This is a genomic window from Streptomyces lydicus (assembly GCF_000717345.1).
Lineage (GTDB): Bacteria > Actinomycetota > Actinomycetes > Streptomycetales > Streptomycetaceae > Streptomyces > Streptomyces lydicus.
In genome coordinates this window covers 94,486-112,055 of record NZ_JNZA01000001.1, presented here as the reverse complement: position 1 = coordinate 112,055, position 17,570 = coordinate 94,486, and the positions used below count along the sequence as shown (strand labels likewise).

Below are 17,570 nucleotides of genomic sequence, written 5' to 3'. Positions count from 1 at the left end.
GTGAGGCCGCGGCCGTCAGGCACCGGGGTGGTCGTGGGTCGATGCATCACCTCCCTACCCGGTCCGGCCCTCCTCTCCGCACCGCTCACGGGAATGCCAGGCCATCGGCCGAAGGCCGGGCACCCGCACGACGCCGGCCGGCGACCGTTGCCCCCGCGCTCATACGGATGGCCCGGCAGCAAAGCGCCGCGACGTGACTCTGGCCTGCGCCCGCCGCCTCGTGACAGGCTCCGGGTTGCAGAACGGGCCTCAGGTGCCTGCCCGTTCGGCCTCCTGGAGGGATCACGCATGGCAGAACCGAGCCGCTCGTCACGGAATCCGCAGTCGGTGCCCGAGGGGGTGGGCCGCCGCAGAGTGCTGGCCTACCTCCTGGCGGCGCCGACCCTCGCCGTGGGCGTGCGTTTCGGGCTGGACGCGGTCGACGGCCCGGCGGCGGAGGCGGCGGTGCCGTCCCCGCCGCAGCCCGAGGACCTCTTCGACCTCGGAGATCTGCAGAATCTGGCGGCGGCGCCGACCTCGGGTCTGATCACCGTCCAGGTGCACTCCGACGGCACCGCGTCGTTCGCGGTGCCGCGGGCGGAGGTCGGTCAGGGCATGACCACGGCCGTCGCGATGATGGTCGCCGAGGAGCTGGACCTGCCACTGGAAAAAGTGCGCGTCTCACTCGCCGACGCCCGCCCGGAGCTGCTGATGAACCAGCTCACCGGCGGCTCCAACTCGATGCGCAGCAGCTACCTCCCGGTACGCACCGCGGCGGCCGTCGCACGGGAGCGGCTGGTCGCAACTGCCGCCGCACAATGGGGTGTTGCTGCCTCGGAGCTGACCACCCGGGACGGCGTCGTCGCGTACGGCACGCGGAAGCAGGCCACGTACGGCTCGCTCGCGGAAGCCGCGGCCAGCGCGCGCGTGCTGCCGGCCGCGACCCGCCCCCGCCTCAAGAAGCCGTCCGAGTTCACCGTGCTGGGCACGTCCCGCAACCGGATCGACGCGCTCGACGCCGTGACCGGCCGGAAGCGGTTCGGCATGGACCACCAGGTGCCGGGCGCCAAACCGGCCATGGTGCGCAGGCCGCCGACGCTCAACGGCACGGTGGAGGCGGTCCACAACACCGATGCCGTGCGGCAGATGCCGGGCATCACCGATGTCGTGCCGCTCAGGCACGGGGTGGCCGTGCGCGGGGAGACCTTCGGCCAGTGCATCGACGCGCTGCGTGCCCTGGAGGTGACCTGGGGCCCGGGCACCGTGGACGGGGAGTCCGACGAGACCGTGCTGCGCAAGCTCCGGGCGGCCGCGCTCCCCATGGTCGTGCCGCCGCTGCTCACGAAGAAGATCGATGCGGAGTTCACGTTCGCGTTCGCCAGCAACAGTCCGCTGGAGCCGGACAACGCGATCGCGGACGTCCGTGCCGACCGCGCCGAGATATGGGCGAGCCTCAAGGTTCCGATCGTCGCCCAGCGCGAGATCGCCGACCGCCTCGGTCTGCCGCAGCACGCGGTGACGGTCCATGTGGTGGAGGGTGGCGGCTCGTTCGGGCGGCACCTGTTCCACGACGTGGCCGCCGAGGCCGCGGAGATCTCACAGAAGACGGGCAAGCCGGTCAAGCTGTCCTGGTCGCGTACCGACACCTTCCGCCAGGGCCGTACGCATCCGATGTCCCTCTCGCGGGTGCGCGCCACCTACGCGCTCGGGCAGGTCCTCAGCTACGAGCAGCGCCACACCAGCGCGCAGACCGACTTCGGCCACGGGCTCGGCGAGATGATCACGTCGACGGCGGCGAAGCTGCCCGTCGCGGGCAATCTGTCCTTCGCCGAGACGATCTTCGAACTGACCCAGTCCTCCCCGTACGACTTCGGCGTCACCACCCAGCTGCTCAACGAGGTGCCGCTGGGGTTCAACACCGGCAGTATGCGCAACATCTACTCGCCGAACGTGACGTGCGCACGGGAACTGATCGTCGATCAGCTGGCCTCGCGCATGGGCAAGGACCCCGTCGCGTTTCGTCGCGGCTTCCTCAAGGACGAGCGGCTGCGGGCCGTGCTGGACAAGGCGGTCGAGGTCGGGAACTGGGGCAGGTCACTGCCCGCGGGCATGGCGCAGGGCATCGGGCTGCACGCGGAGTACCGGGGCGCGGTCGCCACGCTCGTCGAGATCGACTGCCGGCCGGAGACCGTGAACCGGAAGATCCGGGACGCCGTGACCGGGCCGCGCGTCACCAAGGCGCTGATGGTCGTCGACGCCGGGTTCGCCATCAACCCCCGTGGTCTGGAGGCGCAGATGGCGGGCTGCCTGAACGACGCGCTGGCGCTGGCGCTCACCTCCAGCCTGCACATCAAGGACGGCATCCCGCTGGAGGGCAGCTGGGACGAGTACTTCTACACCCGGCAGTGGAACACCCCGCCGGAACTGCGGGTCGTCGTCATGCCGAGCACCAGCGACAAGCCGTCCGGGGCCGGTGAGCTCGGTGTGGCCCCGGCCTTCGCCGCCGTCGCCTGCGCCTACGCGCGGGCCACCGGCACGCTGCCGACCCGCTTCCCTATCAACCACGACACCCTCAGTTTCGAGCCGCTGCCGCTCGAACCGTCCACGCCCCAGTCCCCCACCGACGGTCTCGACCGCGCCTTCTGACTCGTCCACGCCTGCTGAGGAGTACGACACCCATGCCCAGCCACACCTTCACGCTGAACGGCAAGCGGATCACCGTCGAGGCCGAGGACGACGTGCGCCTGCTCTGGGTCCTGCGCGACCTGCTCGGTGTCACCGGGCCCAAGTACGGCTGCGGTCTCGGCGTGTGCCAGGCGTGCACCTCGCACCTCAACGGCAAGGCGTTCAACCCCTGTTCCGTCCCCGTCGCGAAGATCACGCCGGACGACGAGATCACCACGATCGAGGGCCTGCCCGCGACGGTGGGCAAGGATCTGCACCCCATGCAGGAGGCGTGGCTCGACCTCGACGTCGCCCAGTGCGGCTACTGCCAGCCGGGCCAGATCATGACCGCCGTCGCCAAGGTCCGGCAGGCGGCCGCCGAGGGCCGCGAGGTCACGGACGCCGACCTCGACCAGATCCGCAACATCTGCCGCTGCGGTACGTACTCCCGTATCCGCGAAGCCATCAAGGCGGGCGCGAAGAACATGTGACCCGCGCGGGCGGGGAAGCGGCCTGCCGCGGCAGACGCGCGTTCAGCTCACGGGGTCGGCCGCGCGGAGGGGGCAGCCGGTGCCGACGCGCGCGTCGAGGTCGGCGCGCAGGGCGGCGAGTTCGGCCATGCGCGCGTCGATGAGCCGGATCTTCTCCGCCAACAGGGCGGACAGTGCTTCCGCGGTGTCCGGTGCGTCGCGCAGTTCCTCGCCGTGCCGTGCGATCTCGGCCAGCGAGAAGCCGAGGGTCTGCGCGGTGCGGACGTAGTGCAGCCAGGGCACGGCCTCGGGCGGGAAGTCGCGGTAGCCGTTGGGCAGCCGCCGGCCGGTGAGGAGACCGACCTTCTCGTAGAACCGGATGCCGTCCTTGGTCATGCCCGTTTGCACGGCCAGCTCTCCGATAAGCATGACCCTCCGTGGGTTTCCGGGCTTGACCTTGGAGCGTAGTCCACTGTTTAGCGTGAGGCGTCGCTGTCACCGAGAACAACAGGATCCTCATCATGACAAGTCCTTCCGCCCCTGCCGGCCCCGGCTATCTGCGCGTCGTGCGCGCGAGCGCCTGGTACGACCTCGTCGTCACGGCGGGATTCGCGACGCCGTGGACGTACGCCCTGCTGCACGACGCGCTGTCGTCGTGGGGGCGCGCGCTGGGGCTGGGCGCCCTGCCCCCGCTCGACCCGATGCAGACCCTGTACGCGAATCTGCTGGGTTCCGTCGTGGTCGTCTGGGCCCTGCTGCGCCTGGTCGGACCGCTGCCGGTGCACGGGTTGTTCGACGGTGTCGCGCGCGTCCTGTTCGCGCTGTGGCAGGCGTATGCGGCGACGCACGGTGCCACCCGGTTGCTGTGGCTGTTCTTCGTCGCCGAGGCGGCGTTCGGCGTCGTCGAGCTCGTGCCGTGGTGGCGCGCCCGTCGGGCCGGGTGCGCCGTCGGCGGCGCGCGGACGACCGGAGCCGGGGAGGCCGTCGGGTGACGGCCTCCCCGGCACGCGGACGTCGCGCCGCCGAGCAGCTGGGTGCGCGCACGGTCCTCATCGACGTCACGGACGACGCGTCCGTGGCAGCCGCGGCGCAGGCCGTCGAAGCCGACGGCGGACTGGACGTGCTGGTCAACAACGCCGGCGTCGAGGCACGGACACCGGACGGCGGGCTGATCGGCGCCGCGGAGGTGACCGGGGAGGTGATGCGCTACGTGTTCGACACGAACGTCTTCGGGACGGTGCGCGTCACCCACGCCTTCCTGCCGCTGCTGCTGCGGTCCGCCGCCCCGGTCGTGGTCAATGTCAGCAGCGGACTGGCCTCGCTGACCCGGGTCAGCGCCGCGGGCACCCCGGCGTACGCGTACCCGGGGGTGGCCTACCCGGCGTCGAAGGCCGCGGTGAACATGCTCACCGTGCAGTTCGCGAAGGCGTTGCCGGGCATGCGGATCAACGCGGTGGAGCCCGGTTACACCGCGACGGACCTGAACGCGCACGCCGGCACGCAAACCGTGGAGGAGGGCGCGGAGATCATCGTCCGTATGGCGCAGACGGGCCCGGACGGCCCGACGGGCGGCTACTTCGACGCGGCGGGACGTCTTCCCTGGTAGCCGGCCTGCGAGCGGTCGCCTCGATGCCGATCTGGGCGGCACCGGCGGCGGCGGTCGGGGCGGCCACGGCCGGCGTCGGGGCCTCCCCGCGTGACCTTCCCCATAGGAAAGCTTCGGCAAGGCAGGGCAACTGCCCGGATTGGCTGAGATCCTCCCCCGCCAAGAACCGGCTGCCCACGTCCGGCCGGCGGGAGCGCGCTGGGCACCCGGCCTGCGCAGCCTTACGATCAGCGCCTGCCGCACCGCACACCCCCATACCGCGACGGCCTCTCGCTTGCTTTCCTCCTTTCGTTCGTGACCCAGAAGAAGGCTCCATGAAGCTCCGCCGTGCCGTGGTGGCGGTCGCCGCCCCTGCCGTCCTGTCGTTCGCCCTCGCCGCCTGTTCCTCCGGTGACACCGGCAGTCCCTCGAAGGCCGCGTCCGACGCGTCGGCCCCTGCCACGAAGCAGGGGGGCGCCACGGGCGGCCCGAACGCCGGCCTGCTGAGCGGCCCCCGGCTGAAGGCCCTGCTGCTGCCGGCCGGGGTACTGCCCAAGGGCTACCGGGCCGACCCCAAGGCCACCCGCAACTCGGGCAACGTCCTCGCCCCGTCGTCGAGCGCACCCGTCGACCTGGCCGGCGCCTGCCCGAAGCTGGAGGCCAGCGCCTGGATCCAGACCACCGGCATCGAGAGCGCCTCCTTCGCCCAGGGTGACTTCGTGAACTCCGCCCAGGAGGAGTTCAACGAGGAGATCGACAGTTTCCGGGGCACGGAGGCGCACACGGTCATGACGCGCCTGCACCAGGTACTCAAGCACTGCGCCCGCTACACGGACACCTCCAGCGGCGCCAGCGCCGCCGTGACGATCAAGACCACGGCAGTGCCGAAGACGGGCGACGAGACCCTCAAGGCCGTGCTCTCCGCACCCGAGTGGGAGGGCGGCACCACCCTGGTGGCGAGCCGGGTGGGGAACGTCGTCATCACCACCTTCTACAGCGTCCAGTCCGGCGACATGGGCGCCGCCGGCCTCGGCCTGACCAAGAAGCTTGTGGCACAGGTGCAGCACGCGAAGTAAGCGGTCAAGCGCGCTGCCCCCGCCGTCGGTGACCGTTGCCGCGGCCCAACGGCGCGGCAACGGACCGGCCCGGCCCGACCGGTCCCGCATCCAGAACAGCTCCTACCCGGCGAAGCGCACCCGCTCCGCCGGGTAGGAGCTGTTGCGCTCGATGAGCACCCGTGTCCGTCACGCGCGCCATGGCCCCCGGCCGTCTCCTGTCTCGGCGAAAATCGCCACCAGCCGGCCTGGCTGCGCGCAGCACCGTATGGATCCGCCTCTCGGCCGCGCCTGCGTCTGGACCCCGGCCCCGGCCCTTCGGCACCTCACCCGTCGGACTGCCGTGTCCGCAGTCGCGGGACGGCGGTGTCTGGTTCGACGACACGCTCGGCGGCGGATTCGCGCTGGTCACCCTGGACCCGGTGCCAAGAGGACCGGACGGTCCACGGGTCGTCGAGGTCGCCCCGTCGAGCACCTGTGGCCGGTGGCTGGTCCGGTACCGGGCCCGCGCCGTGCTCGTCCGCCCGGACCGGGTGGTGTGCGGCGTCGCCCGATCGACGGCCGCCCTGCCCCGCCTGCTTGCCGTGCGGGGCCGTGCCTGACAGGCCCCGTACGGGGTCAGGAAACCGACAGTTCCGGCAGCGGCCTGCTGACGATCTTCTCGGCGGCCTTACGGGTCAGCCCGAACATCCGCGGCAGGTCGAGGGCCAGCCGGTCGGCGGCCTTCCCGGCGTCCATCTCCGGGCGGGCTTCGAGCAGTTGGAGCAGGCCGAGCATGGCCACGCCGACGGTTGCGAGCGCCAGCTCCGGGTCGTTGATGTCGATGTAGCCGAGAGGGTTTCCCCACGGGCCCGGCCGCTCCCCCACCGTCACCGCCCGCGCCGTGACCGGCGGCGCACGAACCAGACAGTTGACGCCAGGAAGGAGACCGCGACGAGCACGAGCAGGGCGGTGCCCCAGAACCCGCCGACCAGTCGAACGCCCGCCAGGGCGACCGCGGCGGCGGCCGCGAACGGCACCACGGTGAGGGCGAGCACCCGCAGCACGGCGGCGACCCCCGCCGCCCGGAAGACGCGGGTGAACCCTCGCCGGTGTCGGATGCGGTCCCCCGCGGCGCCCGGGGTGTAGTACTGCACGGCTTTCGCCCCGAGCCGCAGGCAGTTGTTCCGGTAGAGCACCGCGAGCGCCGGCACCCAGACCAGCGGCAGCACCATCCCGACGAGGAACAGCGCCGCGATCGCGGCCGTCGAGCACACCCGCTGGAGTCTGCTGCGCTTCTCGCCGCCGCCGGTGAGGCCGAGGACGGCCGCCATCCGGACGAGCAGCGACCACCGCGTCCGCCGGGGGAGCCGGCCCCGGCCCCCCGGCGGATGGCGCCGCACCCCGACCAGGGCACTCTCGGCCTCCTCGACGGACGGGTACACGTCCTGGAGGACGAGCAGGTCCGCCACCCGCTTCTCGCTGCGGGGGTCGTGTCCCGTGAGCGCGGCCACCTCAAGGATCATCTGGGCCTGGGAGAGCAGGGCCGCCACAAAACTCACCGGCATGAGGACCACGAACGGCCCGCCGAGCGCCGCACCCTCGACGATCGTCATGCGCGTTCCGTGCGCGATGGCGTCCAGAGCGAGTTCGTCGTCCCCGGCCTGCGGCTTGCGCTCCTTCCGACGGGCCACGGAGGCCGCGGCGCGGGGACCGAACCGCCGTACCGCGAAGAAGGCCAGTTGCTCGGCCATGTGCTGGGGATCGGCCCAGATCATCGGCAACAGTGCCTGGGCCTCCACCGCCACCGACTCGTCCGGGCGGGCCGGCTCCGTCCCGCCGGTGGTACGTCCGCCGCCGTTCATCCGCGTCCGCCGTCCTCCGTCGTCTCCCCGGGCCGCGCTCCTCCCCGCAACGCTCTCCTTCGTCCAGTGAACACGTGCAGTAAACATGGGTCGAGGGACGCCGGGCGCGAGCCGACGAGGTTCCGTGAAACGTGTCGCCGGTCCCGACGGCGACGCTCGGCGTCCGGTACGCGGCCCGGCGGCCGGCGCCTGCGGTGCGCGGCGGGCCGGCGGCCCGGGGCGGGACACGGCACTCGGGCCGGCCCTTCGCGGGCCGGCCCGAGTGAACCGAGGCAGGAGGTCCGGCTGTTGCTACGGCCGGACGAGGAGGATCGAGTTGATCGGCGTCAGGTCCTTGTCGATGTAGTAGCCGGCCCAGAGGTAGCCCTGGCAGTCCCCCGTGCCGTTGTAGCCCGTGCAGGTGCGGGCCGTGGCGCCCCCGGTCTGGTTGTTCAGGACGTAGTGCTGCCCGACCTGGTTGCTGAGGTTGTGGGCGCCGTAGCTGTAGAAGGCGAGCGACGGGCGGTCGCCGTTCCACCCGGCGTTCTGCGGGTAGACGCAGACGGCGCCGGACGGGCAGCCGTGCAGGCTGCCCGCGGCGGCCGGGGCGGCGCTGGCACCGGTCGCGCCGATCGTGGACAGGGCGCCGACGGCAAGTGCCAGCGCGGCGGCCTTGGTGATCTTTCGCATGGTGTTCCCCCTCGTGGTCCGGTGGCGTGACATGCGGTACGGGTCCCCGGCCGTAGGCGGCGTGGGGGCCGCACCGCTGTCGCGACAGAAATGTGGCACGAGATGCCGTAGGCGCACCATCTATTCGATCTGGGTCGAAACCGGGAGTGAAAGAGCCGGGCGTGTGGTAAGCGGACGACCCGGGCTCGGGGTCGACCCGGGTGCGCCTGCCCCTTCCTGCCGCGGCAGCGCCGCGAGCCGCGTCAGCCCGCGAAGGCCACCCCCGGCAGCCCCTGGCCGGCGTCCGGCACCACCAGGACCGAGCCCGCCAGCGGGTGGGGGCGGGACAGGCCGGTGCGGGCGGTGGTGACGTAGAGGTCGCGCAGGCCGGGGCCGCCGAAGCAGCACGCGGTGGGGCGGGACACCGGGAGCGGGAGGGTGCGGTCCAGCTCGCCGCGCGGGGTGTAGCGGCGGAGCCGGCCGCCGTCCCACAGGGCGACCCAGACGCAGCCGTCGGCGTCGACGGTCAAGCCGTCCGGGAAGCCGGCGCCGGGCTCGATGACCGCCAACGGGCGTCTGTCGACCGGGAGTTGGTCTTCCATGCGGCAGACGTCGATGCGACGGGTCTGCGAGTCGATGTAGTAGGCGAGGGTGCCGTCCGGGCTCCAGCCGATGCCGTTGCTGACGGCGACGGACGGGAATATCGTCTGCGCCGTGCCGTCGGGGGCGACGCGCGTCAGGGCACCGCCGCCCGCCGCCTCGTCGTAGCGCATGGTGCCCGCCCACAGCGAGCCGTCGGGGGCGACGGCCGCGTCGTTGCCGCGACGGCCGGGGACGGGGTCGCGCAGGAGCCAGGAGTACGCGCCGTCGGCGTCGTAGCGGCCGATGCCGTCCCGCAGGTTGACCACCAGGCCGCCGGCCGCCCGCGGTTTTGCCGCGCCGACGTGCTGTTCGGTGGCCATCACGGTGCGCCGCCCGGTGGCCGGCTCATAGGTGTGGACCCGGGAGCCGAGGATGTCCACCCAGATCAGCCGGCCGGTCACCGGGTCCCAGGTGGGGCCCTCGCCGAGACTCGCCGGTGTGTGCACCGCGACCTCGGCCCTCACCGGACGCCGCCGCGGTACCCCAGGCGTACGGACAGGTCGCTCGCCCCCTTGGCGGCCAGCTCGGCGAGCTCGGCCTCGCGCTCCTCGTTCCAGCGGATCATGGGCACGGAGATGGACAGGGCGGCGACGACCCGGCCCGTGCCGTCGCGCACCGGTGCGGCCACACAGCTCACGTCCGGGTTGGACTCGCGGTGCTCGACGGCGATGCCGCGCTCGCGCACCGTCGCGAGGGCGGAGCGCAGTGCCTCGGGGTCGGTGATGCTGTCGTGCGTCATGGCGGCCAGCTCGCCCGCCTCCTCGATCCGGGTGTCCAGCTCGTCGGCGGGCAGCGCGGCGAGCAGCATCTTGCCGACGGAGGTGCAGTGTGCGGGGAGGCGGCGGCCGGCGGCCGAGACCATGCGGACCGCGTGGACGGAGTCGACCTTCGCGATGTAGATGACGTCGAGGTCCTCCAGGATCGCGACGTGCACGGTCTCGTCGCAGGTCTCCGCGACCTCACGGGCGACCTGCTGGCCTTCGGCGGCGAGGTCGAGTTGTTCGGCGTACCGGCTGCCGAGCTGGTAGGTGCGCACGCCGAGGCGGTAGCGACCGGACTGCCCGGGGACGGGCACCAGGTAGGAGCGGGCGGCGAGGGTGGTGACCAGCTCGTGCACGGTGGTGCGCGGCAGCTGCGCCTTGCGGGTGATCTCGGGGGCGGAGAGGGTGCCGTCGCCCTCCAGGAACAGTTCCAGGATGTCCAGCGCCCTGGTCACCGCGGGGACCAGCCGTCCCATGTGCCTCACCATCCCTCATGTTCGACGACCCGGTCACTGCCCGGTATCCCGAACACAGGCTACGCACAGCTCAGTTCGCCGGGCAATGGTGGTGCGGGGCCGGGCCGTTGTGCGACCCATTGACACCCCTGGCGGGGCGTGACTACGGTCACGCCACCATTTCGAACGAGTGACGAAATATCGAACGACTCTGGGGGCAACTGCCGTGCGCATCACGGGAATCAGCACACATGTCGTCGGAACCCCCTGGCGCAACCTCACCTATGTGCGCGTCCACACCGACGAGGGCCTCACGGGGGTCGGCGAGACCAGGATGCTCGGCCGGACCGACGCGCTGGTCGGCTATCTGCGCGAGGCGGAGGCCCATCACCTCCGCGGATCCGACCCGTTCGCGATCGAGGACCTGGTCCGCCGGATGAAGTACGGGGACTACGGGCGGGCCGGCGAGATCGTGATGTCCGGGATCGCCTGCGTCGAGATGGCCTGCTGGGACATCAAGGGCAAGGCACTGGGCGTCCCGGTGTGGCAGCTGCTCGGCGGCCGGGTCACCGACCGCGTCCAGGCGTACGCCAACGGCTGGTACACCACCGAGCGCACCCCGGAGGCGTACCACAAGGCGGCACAGGAGGTGGTGGCGCGCGGCTACCGGGCCCTGAAGATCGACCCGTTCGGGACCGGGCACTACGAGCTGGACCACGAACGGACGCGGTACGCCGTGTCGCTGATCGAGGCGGTGCGGGACGCCATCGGCCCGGACACCGAACTGATGCTGGAGATGCACGGCCGGTTCAGTCCGGCCACGGCGGTGCGGCTCGCCCGCGAACTCGCCCCCTTCCGGCCCGCCTGGCTGGAGGAGCCGGTGCCGCCGGAGAACCTCAAGGCCCTGAAGAAGGTCGCGGACAAGGTGGACCTGCCGGTGGCCACCGGTGAGCGCATCCATGACCGCATCGAGTTCCGTGAGCTGTTCGAGACACAGGCCGCCGACATCATCCAGCCCGACCTCGGCCACATCGGCGGCATTCTGGAGACCCGCAAGCTCGCCGCGACCGCCGAGACCCACTACGTACTGGTGGCGCCGCACAACGTCGGCGGTTCGGTGCTGACCGCGGCATCGCTGCAACTCGCCGCCTGCACACCGAACTTCAAGATTCTGGAGCACTTCAACGACTTCGCGGACGCCGAGATCACCAAGGTGGTGCGCGGCGCCCCGCAGGTCGACCCCGAGACCGGCTGCTTCACGGTGTCGGACGCGCCCGGCCTGGGTGTCGAGTTCGACGTGGACGCCGCAGCCGAATTCCCGCAGACGCAGGCCCGGTTCGACCTCTGGGCCGAGGGCTGGGAGCAGAGGCGGCCGCGGTGAGCCGGGCCTCCACCGCGGTCAGCCGCTCGCTCGTCGTCGAGCGGCCCGGACAGCACCGGCTGACGTACGGCGCGGCGCCCGAGCCCGGCGCCGGCGAGGTTCTGATGCGGGTCGCCGCGGCCGGGCTCTGCATGAGCGACCGCGAGGTGTACGACGGCCGGCGTGCTGCCGCGTACGTCCGCTACCCGGTCGTCCCCGGGCACGAGTGGTCGGGCACGGTGGCGGCGGTCGGCGTCGGAGTCGACCCGGCGCTCGTGGGGCGCAAGGCGGTGGCCGAGGGGTTCCGGGCCTGCGGGGGGTGTGAACGCTGCCGGTCGGGTGAGACCAGCCTGTGCACCGGCGGGTACGCCGAGACCGGGTTCACCGAGCCGGGCGGGTTCGCCGACCACGTCCTCGTGCCCGCACGACTGCTGCACCCACTGCCCGACGACGCCGATCTGCGGGCCGCCGCACTGCTGGAGCCCGCCGCGGTGGTGGCCGCGGCGATGCGGGCGGGGCGGCCGCGGCCCGGCGAGCGGATCGCGGTGGTCGGCGCCGGCACCCTGGGACTGCTCGCGGTGCAGCTGCTCGCCGCGGCGGAGCCCGCCGAACTCGTGGTGATCGACCCGCGGACGTCGCGGGCCGCGCAGGCGCGGCGGTTCGACGCGACCGCGGTGTGCACCCCGGAGCAGGCCGAGAAGCTGCACGGCCGCTTCGACCTGGTGGTGGAGACCGCGGGAGCGCCCACCACGGCGGCCTCGTCGTGTCTGCTGGCCCGCCGGGGCGGCCGGGTGGTGCTCACCGGGATGTTCACGCCGGGCGCGGCCGGGATCGATCCGGTGCACCTGTCGCTCAGCCAGCTGGAGATCCGCTCCATCTTCGGGGCGCCGTCATCGGCTTGGGCGTACGCGGTGCGCGCCTTCGGACTGGGGCTGCTCGACCCGGCGCCGCTCATCACCCACGAATTCCCCCTGGAGCGGTTCGCCGAGGCCGTCGCGCTGGTCGGCGCCGGCGACCCGGGAACCGGAAAGGTGCTGCTGCGCCCCTGAGACGTACGGCGGTACGGGACGGCGCCCACCCCCGTACCGCCGTACTCCGCCCTGCGTACCGCACTGCCCGCGCACGGCCGTTCCCGGCACCCAGCCATGCCCTACGCATCGAACGTCGTCCGATATACCGAACAAGGGAGTCCTGTGACCCTCCTCCCGTCAAAACCCCGTCGCCCCGGCGCCGGCGCCCTCGCCCGCCTCGGCCATCCCACTCCCCCGCTCGATCCCGCCGACGCCTCGCCGCACACCTTCCCCGACGGCGGTACCTGGCGTACCGAGATCCCCTCGGTGGAGGGCCCGGAGGCCCTGGCCGTCGTACTCAAGGAGAGCGCGCGCCTCGATCTGCCGGTCCACCGGATCAGCCAGGGCAGCGGCGTGTGGATGCTCACCGACGACGAGATCACGGAGATGGTCGAGGCGTGCGCCGCGCGCGCCGTCGAGCTGTGCCTGTTCACCGGCCCGCGCGGCACCTGGGACATCGGCGGCTCCACCCGCACCGACTCCGGCGGTGCGGGCCTGCGCGCCCGAGGCCACGACGCCCTCGCCGGTTGCGTCGAAGACGCCCTGCGCGCGGCCGAGTTGGGGGTGCGCTGCCTGCTCGTGGCGGACGAGGGGGTGCTGTGGACCCTGCACCGGCTGCGCACCGCCGGGCTGCTGCCGGCCCATACCACCGTCAAACTGTCCGCGCTCTCCGGGCCGGTCAACCCCGCCGCGTTCGCCGTGTACGAGCGGCTCGGCGCGGACTCCCTCAACGTGCCCTCCGACCTCACCCCCGACCACCTCACCGAGATCCGCCGGGTCAGCCGCGCCCCCATGGACCTGTACATCGAGGCGCCCGACGACCTCGGCGGGTACGTGCGGATGTACGAGACGGCCGAGCTGATCCGGCGCGGCGCCCCGCTGTACCTGAAGTTCGGCCTGAGCAAGTCACCCGGCATCTATCCCTACGGTGCCCATCTGCGCGAGCACGCCCTCGCCACCGCCCGGGAACGGGTCCGGCGCGGGCGCCTCGTCCTCGATCTGCTGGCCCGGCACGGCGCGGACGGCGGCATGTCGCCGCTGGGCGCCCGCCTGCCGGGCGAGCTGCACCGCTTCCCCGTCCCGGAAGGGGACTGACCCATGCGCCTCCGCACCTCCCTCGTCACGGCGAGCGCCGCCCTGCTCGCCCTCTCGCTCACCGCCTGCGGCCAGGAGGCCAGGGGCGGCAGCCGCTACCGGCCCGAGGCCGGCAAAGGCGGCACCATCGGCCTCGCCATGCCTACCAAGGCGTCGGAACGCTGGATCGCCGACGGCAGGAACATGGCCGAGCAGTTCCACAAGGCCGGCTACCGGACCGATCTGCAGTACGGCGACGACAAGGTGGAGAACCAGGTCGCCCAGATCGAGAACATGATCGCCAAGGGGCACCGGCTGCTGGTGATCGCGGCGATCAACGGCTCCGCGCTCACCGAGGTCCTCCAGCGCGCGCACGACGCGGGCATCCCCGTGATCTCCTACGACCGGCTCATCCTGGGCACGCCGTACGTCGACTACTACGCGTCCTTCGACAACGAGAAGGTCGGCCGCCTGCAAGGGCAGTACATCCTCGACCGGTTGAAGCTCACGAAGCCCGACAAGGGCGCGGACGAGCACTACAACATCGAGCTGTTCGCCGGATCGCCCAACGACAACAACACGAAGTACTTCTGGAGCGGGGCCATGAAGGTCCTGGGGCCCTACTTCGACTCCGGTCAGCTCGTCGTGCGCAGCAAGCAGACGAAGATGAACCAGGCGACCACGCAGGACTGGAACGGCGGCATCGCGCAGAAGCGCATGGACGACCTCATCAGCAAGAGCTACGGCGATCAGAAGGTCGACGCGGTGCTGTCCCCGTACGACGGCATGTCGATCGGCATCATCTCCGCGCTGAAGAGCGCCGGTTACCACGCCGGGGACCTGCCGGTCGTCACCGGGCAGGACGCCGAGCTGGCCTCGGTGAAGTCCATCATCCGGGGCGAGCAGACGCAGACCGTCTTCAAGGACACCCGCAAGCTCGCCGCCGAGGCGGTGTCGATGGGCGATGCCGTGCTGCACGGCCGCAAGCCGAAGGTCAACAACACCACGGACTACGCCAACGGCAAGAAGACCGTGCCGTCCTTCCTGCTGAAGCCGGTCAGCGTCGACAAGTCCAACACCCATCTCCTCGTGGACGAGGGGTACTTCACGGCGGGACAGCTGAAGTGAGTGCGCCCGGGCCCCTTCTGGAGATGCGGGGCATCACCAAGACCTTTCCCGGTGTGCGCGCCCTGTCCGATGTCACCCTCGGCGTCCGGGCCGGTGAGATCCACGCGATCTGCGGCGAGAACGGGGCCGGCAAGTCGACGCTGATGAAGGTCCTGAGCGGGGTGCACGCGCACGGGACGTACGACGGGGAGATCCTCTTCGACGGGGAGCCCGTCGCCTTCAAGGACATCCGGGCCAGCGAGAAGCGCGGCATCGTGATCATCCATCAGGAGCTGGCGCTCATACCGTACTTGTCGATCGCGGAGAACATCTTCCTCGGCAACGAGCAGACGACGGCCCGTGGCTTCATCGACTGGAGCGGGACACTGCGGCGCGCGTCGGAGCTCCTGCGGCGGGTGGGTCTGCGGGAGAACCCGCAGACGCCGGTCGCGGACCTCGGCGTCGGCAAGCAGCAGCTCGTGGAGATCGCCAAGGCGCTCTCCAAGGAGGTGCGTCTGCTGATCCTCGACGAGCCGACCGCCGCCCTGAACGACGAGGACAGCGCCACCCTCCTCGATCTGATCGTGGAACTGCGGGAGCAGGGCATCGCCTCGATCATCATCTCGCACAAGCTGGGCGAGATCCGGCAGATCGCGGACTCGGTGACCGTCCTGCGGGACGGGCGGTCCATCGAGACCCTGCCGGTCCGCGAACGGCCGGGCGCCGAACCGGAGTTGGGCGAGGACCGGATCATCCGGGGCATGGTCGGCCGCGACCTCGACCACCGCTTCCCGGCGCGCACCGCCTACGAGGGCGAGCAGGCCGTCGCCCTGGAGGTGTCCGGGTGGACGGTGCGGCACCCCGTGGATCCTCAGCGCACCGTCGTCGACGACGTCTCACTGACTGTGCGGCGCGGCGAGATCGTCGGCATCGCGGGCCTCATGGGCGCGGGCCGCACCGAACTGGCGATGTCGGTGTTCGGGCGGTCGTACGGGAGCTACGAGGCCGGGACCGTCGCCGTGAACGGGCGGGAGGTGCAGACGAAGACCGTGCCGGCGGCCGTGGCGGCCGGGATCGCGTACGTCACCGAGGACCGCAAGCGGTACGGCCTCAACCTCATCGACAACATCAACCGCAATGTCTCCCTGGCCTCGCTGGCCGGGATGACGAGGCGCGGCATCGTCGACGAGCACCACGAACGGTCCGTCGCCGAGCGGTACCGCACCTCCATGAACATCAAGACCCCCACGGTGTTCGAGCAGGTGGGGCGCCTGTCGGGCGGCAACCAGCAGAAGGTCGTACTGAGCAAGTGGATCCACGCCGACCCGCAGGTGCTGATCCTCGACGAGCCGACGCGCGGCATCGACGTCGGCGCCAAATACGAGATCTACGCCGTGATCGACGCACTCGCGGCACGCGGCAAGGCGGTGCTCCTCATCTCCTCCGAGCTGCCGGAGCTGCTCGGGATGTGCGACCGCATCTACACCATGGCCGAAGGCCGGCTGACCGCTGAGGTCACCCGCGCCGAGGCCACCCAGGAAGTCCTGATGCGCCAGATGACCCGGCGGCGCCTGACCGAAGACTGGAGCTGACGCCCCGCCATGACCACCACGACCACTCCTCCCCCGGGCGCCCCCGAAGCGCCGCCCGCCGTGCCGTCCGCGATGACGCTGCTCGTGCGCGGCGTGCGGGCCAACATGCGCCAGTACGGCATGCTCATCGCCCTGGCCTTCCTCGTCGTGCTGTTCCAGATCTGGACCGACGGCACACTGCTGCTGCCGAACAACGTCTCCAACCTCATCCAGCAGAACAGCTACATCCTCGTCCTGGCCATGGGCATGGTGATCGTCATCATCGCCGGCCACATCGACCTGTCCGTCGGCTCGCTCGTCGCCTTCGTCGGTGCCATGGCGGCGGTGATGATGGTCCGGTACGACGTGCCCTGGGTGCTCGCCCTCCTCCTGTCGCTGCTGATCGGCGCGGTGGCGGGCGCCTGGCAGGGCTTCTTCATCGCGTACGTCGGGATCCCCTCGTTCATCGTGACGCTGGCCGGCATGCTGCTCTTCCGCGGCGCCACCCAGATCGTCCTGGAGGGCCAGTCACTGGCGCCGTTCCCGGACGGCTTCCAGAACCTCGCCAAGGGCTTCATCCCGGAGATGGGCCCGTACACGCAGTACCACAACCCGACGCTGGTGCTCGGGCTGTGCGCCGTCGCGTTCCTGCTGCTGCGGGAATGGCGTGACCGCAGGCGACAGCTGGCGCATGACCTCGACGTGCTGCCGACGGGCCTGTGGGCGGCGAAGTGCGGGGCGATCACGGCCGCCGTCGTGGCCTTCACGCTGACGCTGGCGAGCTTCCACGGCGTGCCCGTGGTGATGCTGATCATGTGCGGGCTGCTGATCGTCCTGGGGTATGTGATGCGCAACGCGGTCGTGGGACGGCATGTGTACGCCCTCGGCGGCAACAAGGCGGCCGCGCAGCTGTCCGGCGTCAAGGACAAGCGCGTCACCCTCACCGTCTTCGTCGCCATGGGTGTCCTGGCGGCGCTCGCCGGCTGTGTGTACGCGGCCCGGCTCAACGCGGGCACCCCGCAGGCGGGTCTGAACTTCGAACTGGAGGCGATCGCGGCCTCGTTCATCGGCGGCGCGTCCATGAGCGGCGGCGTCGGCACGGTGATGGGCGCGGTGATCGGCGGCCTGGTGCTCGGCGTGCTGAACAACGGGATGTCCCTGGTCGGCATCGGCACCGACTACCAGCAGGTCATCAAGGGGCTCGTCCTGCTCGCCGCGGTCGGCTTCGACGTCTGGAACAAGCGCCGCGCCGCCCGCTAGCGCCGTGGCCGGGAACGCGGGCCGG

At 71.5% G+C, this 17,570-nt stretch carries 17 protein-coding genes; 11 read left to right on the top strand and 6 right to left on the bottom strand.

The annotated features are described in order from the left end of the window. The first annotated feature begins 288 nt into the window (after positions 1-288). Both OO62_RS00510 and OO62_RS00505 read left to right on the top strand, forming a co-directional pair. Positions 289-2,625, top strand: a complete 2,337-nt coding sequence (locus OO62_RS00510; protein ID WP_033265072.1) for a molybdopterin cofactor-binding domain-containing protein — start codon at positions 289-291, stop codon at positions 2,623-2,625. Between the two features lie 32 nt (positions 2,626-2,657). Beyond that, positions 2,658-3,134 (top strand): (2Fe-2S)-binding protein, encoded by a 477-nt coding sequence (locus tag OO62_RS00505; RefSeq protein ID WP_033265071.1) that lies wholly within the window; start codon positions 2,658-2,660, stop codon positions 3,132-3,134. 42 nt (positions 3,135-3,176) lie between these two features. On the opposite strand, the gene OO62_RS00500 is transcribed toward OO62_RS00505, so the two are convergent. Further along, entirely contained in the window at positions 3,177-3,542 is a 366-nt protein-coding gene (locus OO62_RS00500; protein ID WP_033265070.1) for a MerR family transcriptional regulator, read from the bottom strand. A 92-nt stretch (positions 3,543-3,634) separates the two neighbouring features. Here OO62_RS00500 and OO62_RS00495 point away from each other — a divergent pair, with 92 nt between their 5' ends. The 3 genes from OO62_RS00495 to OO62_RS00485 all read left to right on the top strand — a co-directional run bounded on the left by OO62_RS00495 (position 3,635) and on the right by OO62_RS00485 (position 5,774). Next, positions 3,635-4,105 (top strand): hypothetical protein, encoded by a 471-nt coding sequence (locus tag OO62_RS00495; RefSeq protein WP_033265069.1) that lies wholly within the window; start codon positions 3,635-3,637, stop codon positions 4,103-4,105. Then, on the top strand, positions 4,102-4,719 hold the full coding sequence (locus tag OO62_RS00490; protein ID WP_228332371.1) for an SDR family NAD(P)-dependent oxidoreductase: 618 nt from the start codon (positions 4,102-4,104) through the stop codon (positions 4,717-4,719). Before OO62_RS00495 ends, OO62_RS00490 begins: the two co-directional genes overlap by 4 nt. Before the next feature lie 314 nt (positions 4,720-5,033). Further along, positions 5,034-5,774, top strand: coding sequence for a hypothetical protein (locus OO62_RS00485; RefSeq protein ID WP_033265068.1), 741 nt, complete (start codon positions 5,034-5,036; stop codon positions 5,772-5,774). 597 nt (positions 5,775-6,371) lie between these two features. Here the strand turns inward: OO62_RS00485 and OO62_RS00480 are convergent. From OO62_RS00480 to OO62_RS00460, 5 genes are all read right to left on the bottom strand, one after another. Next, positions 6,372-6,626, bottom strand: a complete 255-nt coding sequence (locus OO62_RS00480; protein ID WP_129322936.1) for a hypothetical protein — start codon at positions 6,624-6,626, stop codon at positions 6,372-6,374. Further along, positions 6,623-7,597: a hypothetical protein gene (locus tag OO62_RS00475; protein ID WP_051732421.1), complete on the bottom strand. Its 975-nt coding sequence runs from the start codon at positions 7,595-7,597 to the stop codon at positions 6,623-6,625. Before OO62_RS00475 ends, OO62_RS00480 begins: the two co-directional genes overlap by 4 nt. Positions 7,598-7,888: 291 nt before the next feature. Continuing rightward, entirely contained in the window at positions 7,889-8,266 is a 378-nt protein-coding gene (locus OO62_RS00470) for a hypothetical protein (RefSeq protein ID WP_033265067.1), read from the bottom strand. A gap of 242 nt (positions 8,267-8,508) precedes the next feature. Continuing rightward, the gene (locus OO62_RS00465) at positions 8,509-9,351 is read right to left on the bottom strand and encodes an SMP-30/gluconolactonase/LRE family protein (RefSeq protein WP_033265066.1); all 843 of its coding nucleotides are present in this window, start codon (positions 9,349-9,351) and stop codon (positions 8,509-8,511) included. Next, the gene (locus OO62_RS00460) at positions 9,348-10,124 is read right to left on the bottom strand and encodes an IclR family transcriptional regulator (protein ID WP_033265065.1); all 777 of its coding nucleotides are present in this window, start codon (positions 10,122-10,124) and stop codon (positions 9,348-9,350) included. Before OO62_RS00460 ends, OO62_RS00465 begins: the two co-directional genes overlap by 4 nt. A 205-nt stretch (positions 10,125-10,329) precedes the next feature. Here OO62_RS00460 and OO62_RS00455 point away from each other — a divergent pair, with 205 nt between their 5' ends. The 6 genes from OO62_RS00455 (at position 10,330) to mmsB (ending at position 17,545) form a co-directional block, all read left to right on the top strand. Continuing rightward, positions 10,330-11,484, top strand: coding sequence for a mandelate racemase/muconate lactonizing enzyme family protein (locus OO62_RS00455; RefSeq protein ID WP_033265064.1), 1,155 nt, complete (start codon positions 10,330-10,332; stop codon positions 11,482-11,484). Further along, positions 11,481-12,512 (top strand): zinc-dependent alcohol dehydrogenase, encoded by a 1,032-nt coding sequence (locus OO62_RS00450; RefSeq protein ID WP_033265063.1) that lies wholly within the window; start codon positions 11,481-11,483, stop codon positions 12,510-12,512. Before OO62_RS00455 ends, OO62_RS00450 begins: the two co-directional genes overlap by 4 nt. 144 nt (positions 12,513-12,656) lie before the next feature. Beyond that, positions 12,657-13,628 carry a hypothetical protein gene (locus OO62_RS00445; protein ID WP_033265062.1) on the top strand — a complete coding sequence of 324 codons (972 nt, stop codon included), beginning with the start codon at positions 12,657-12,659 and terminating at the stop codon, positions 13,626-13,628. Between the two features lie 3 nt (positions 13,629-13,631). Continuing rightward, on the top strand, positions 13,632-14,735 hold the full coding sequence (gene chvE / locus OO62_RS00440) for a multiple monosaccharide ABC transporter substrate-binding protein (protein WP_033265061.1): 1,104 nt from the start codon (positions 13,632-13,634) through the stop codon (positions 14,733-14,735). A 23-nt stretch (positions 14,736-14,758) separates the two neighbouring features. Beyond that, positions 14,759-16,306, top strand: a complete 1,548-nt coding sequence (gene mmsA, locus OO62_RS00435; protein WP_033265060.1) for a multiple monosaccharide ABC transporter ATP-binding protein — start codon at positions 14,759-14,761, stop codon at positions 16,304-16,306. A 9-nt stretch (positions 16,307-16,315) separates the two neighbouring features. Beyond that, positions 16,316-17,545 (top strand): multiple monosaccharide ABC transporter permease, encoded by a 1,230-nt coding sequence (gene mmsB, locus OO62_RS00430; RefSeq protein WP_180290276.1) that lies wholly within the window; start codon positions 16,316-16,318, stop codon positions 17,543-17,545. Positions 17,546-17,570: the final 25 nt, after the last annotated feature.

Excerpts from the sequence above, each read along its gene's own strand:
- OO62_RS00495 (WP_033265069.1), top strand. The coding sequence starts at position 3,635 with ATGACAAGTCCTTCCGCCCCTGCCGGCCCCGGCTATCTGCGCGTCGTG.
- OO62_RS00500 (WP_033265070.1), bottom strand. The coding sequence starts at position 3,542 with ATGCTTATCGGAGAGCTGGCCGTGCAAACGGGCATGACCAAGGACGGC.
- OO62_RS00505 (WP_033265071.1), top strand. The coding sequence starts at position 2,658 with ATGCCCAGCCACACCTTCACGCTGAACGGCAAGCGGATCACCGTCGAG.
- OO62_RS00510 (WP_033265072.1), top strand. The coding sequence starts at position 289 with ATGGCAGAACCGAGCCGCTCGTCACGGAATCCGCAGTCGGTGCCCGAG.
- mmsA (WP_033265060.1), top strand. The coding sequence starts at position 14,759 with ATGCGGGGCATCACCAAGACCTTTCCCGGTGTGCGCGCCCTGTCCGAT.
- OO62_RS00475 (WP_051732421.1), bottom strand. The coding sequence starts at position 7,597 with ATGAACGGCGGCGGACGTACCACCGGCGGGACGGAGCCGGCCCGCCCG.
- OO62_RS00470 (WP_033265067.1), bottom strand. The coding sequence starts at position 8,266 with ATGCGAAAGATCACCAAGGCCGCCGCGCTGGCACTTGCCGTCGGCGCC.
- mmsB (WP_180290276.1), top strand. The coding sequence starts at position 16,316 with ATGACCACCACGACCACTCCTCCCCCGGGCGCCCCCGAAGCGCCGCCC.
- OO62_RS00485 (WP_033265068.1), top strand. The coding sequence starts at position 5,034 with ATGAAGCTCCGCCGTGCCGTGGTGGCGGTCGCCGCCCCTGCCGTCCTG.
- chvE (WP_033265061.1), top strand. The coding sequence starts at position 13,632 with ATGCGCCTCCGCACCTCCCTCGTCACGGCGAGCGCCGCCCTGCTCGCC.
- OO62_RS00460 (WP_033265065.1), bottom strand. The coding sequence starts at position 10,124 with ATGGGACGGCTGGTCCCCGCGGTGACCAGGGCGCTGGACATCCTGGAA.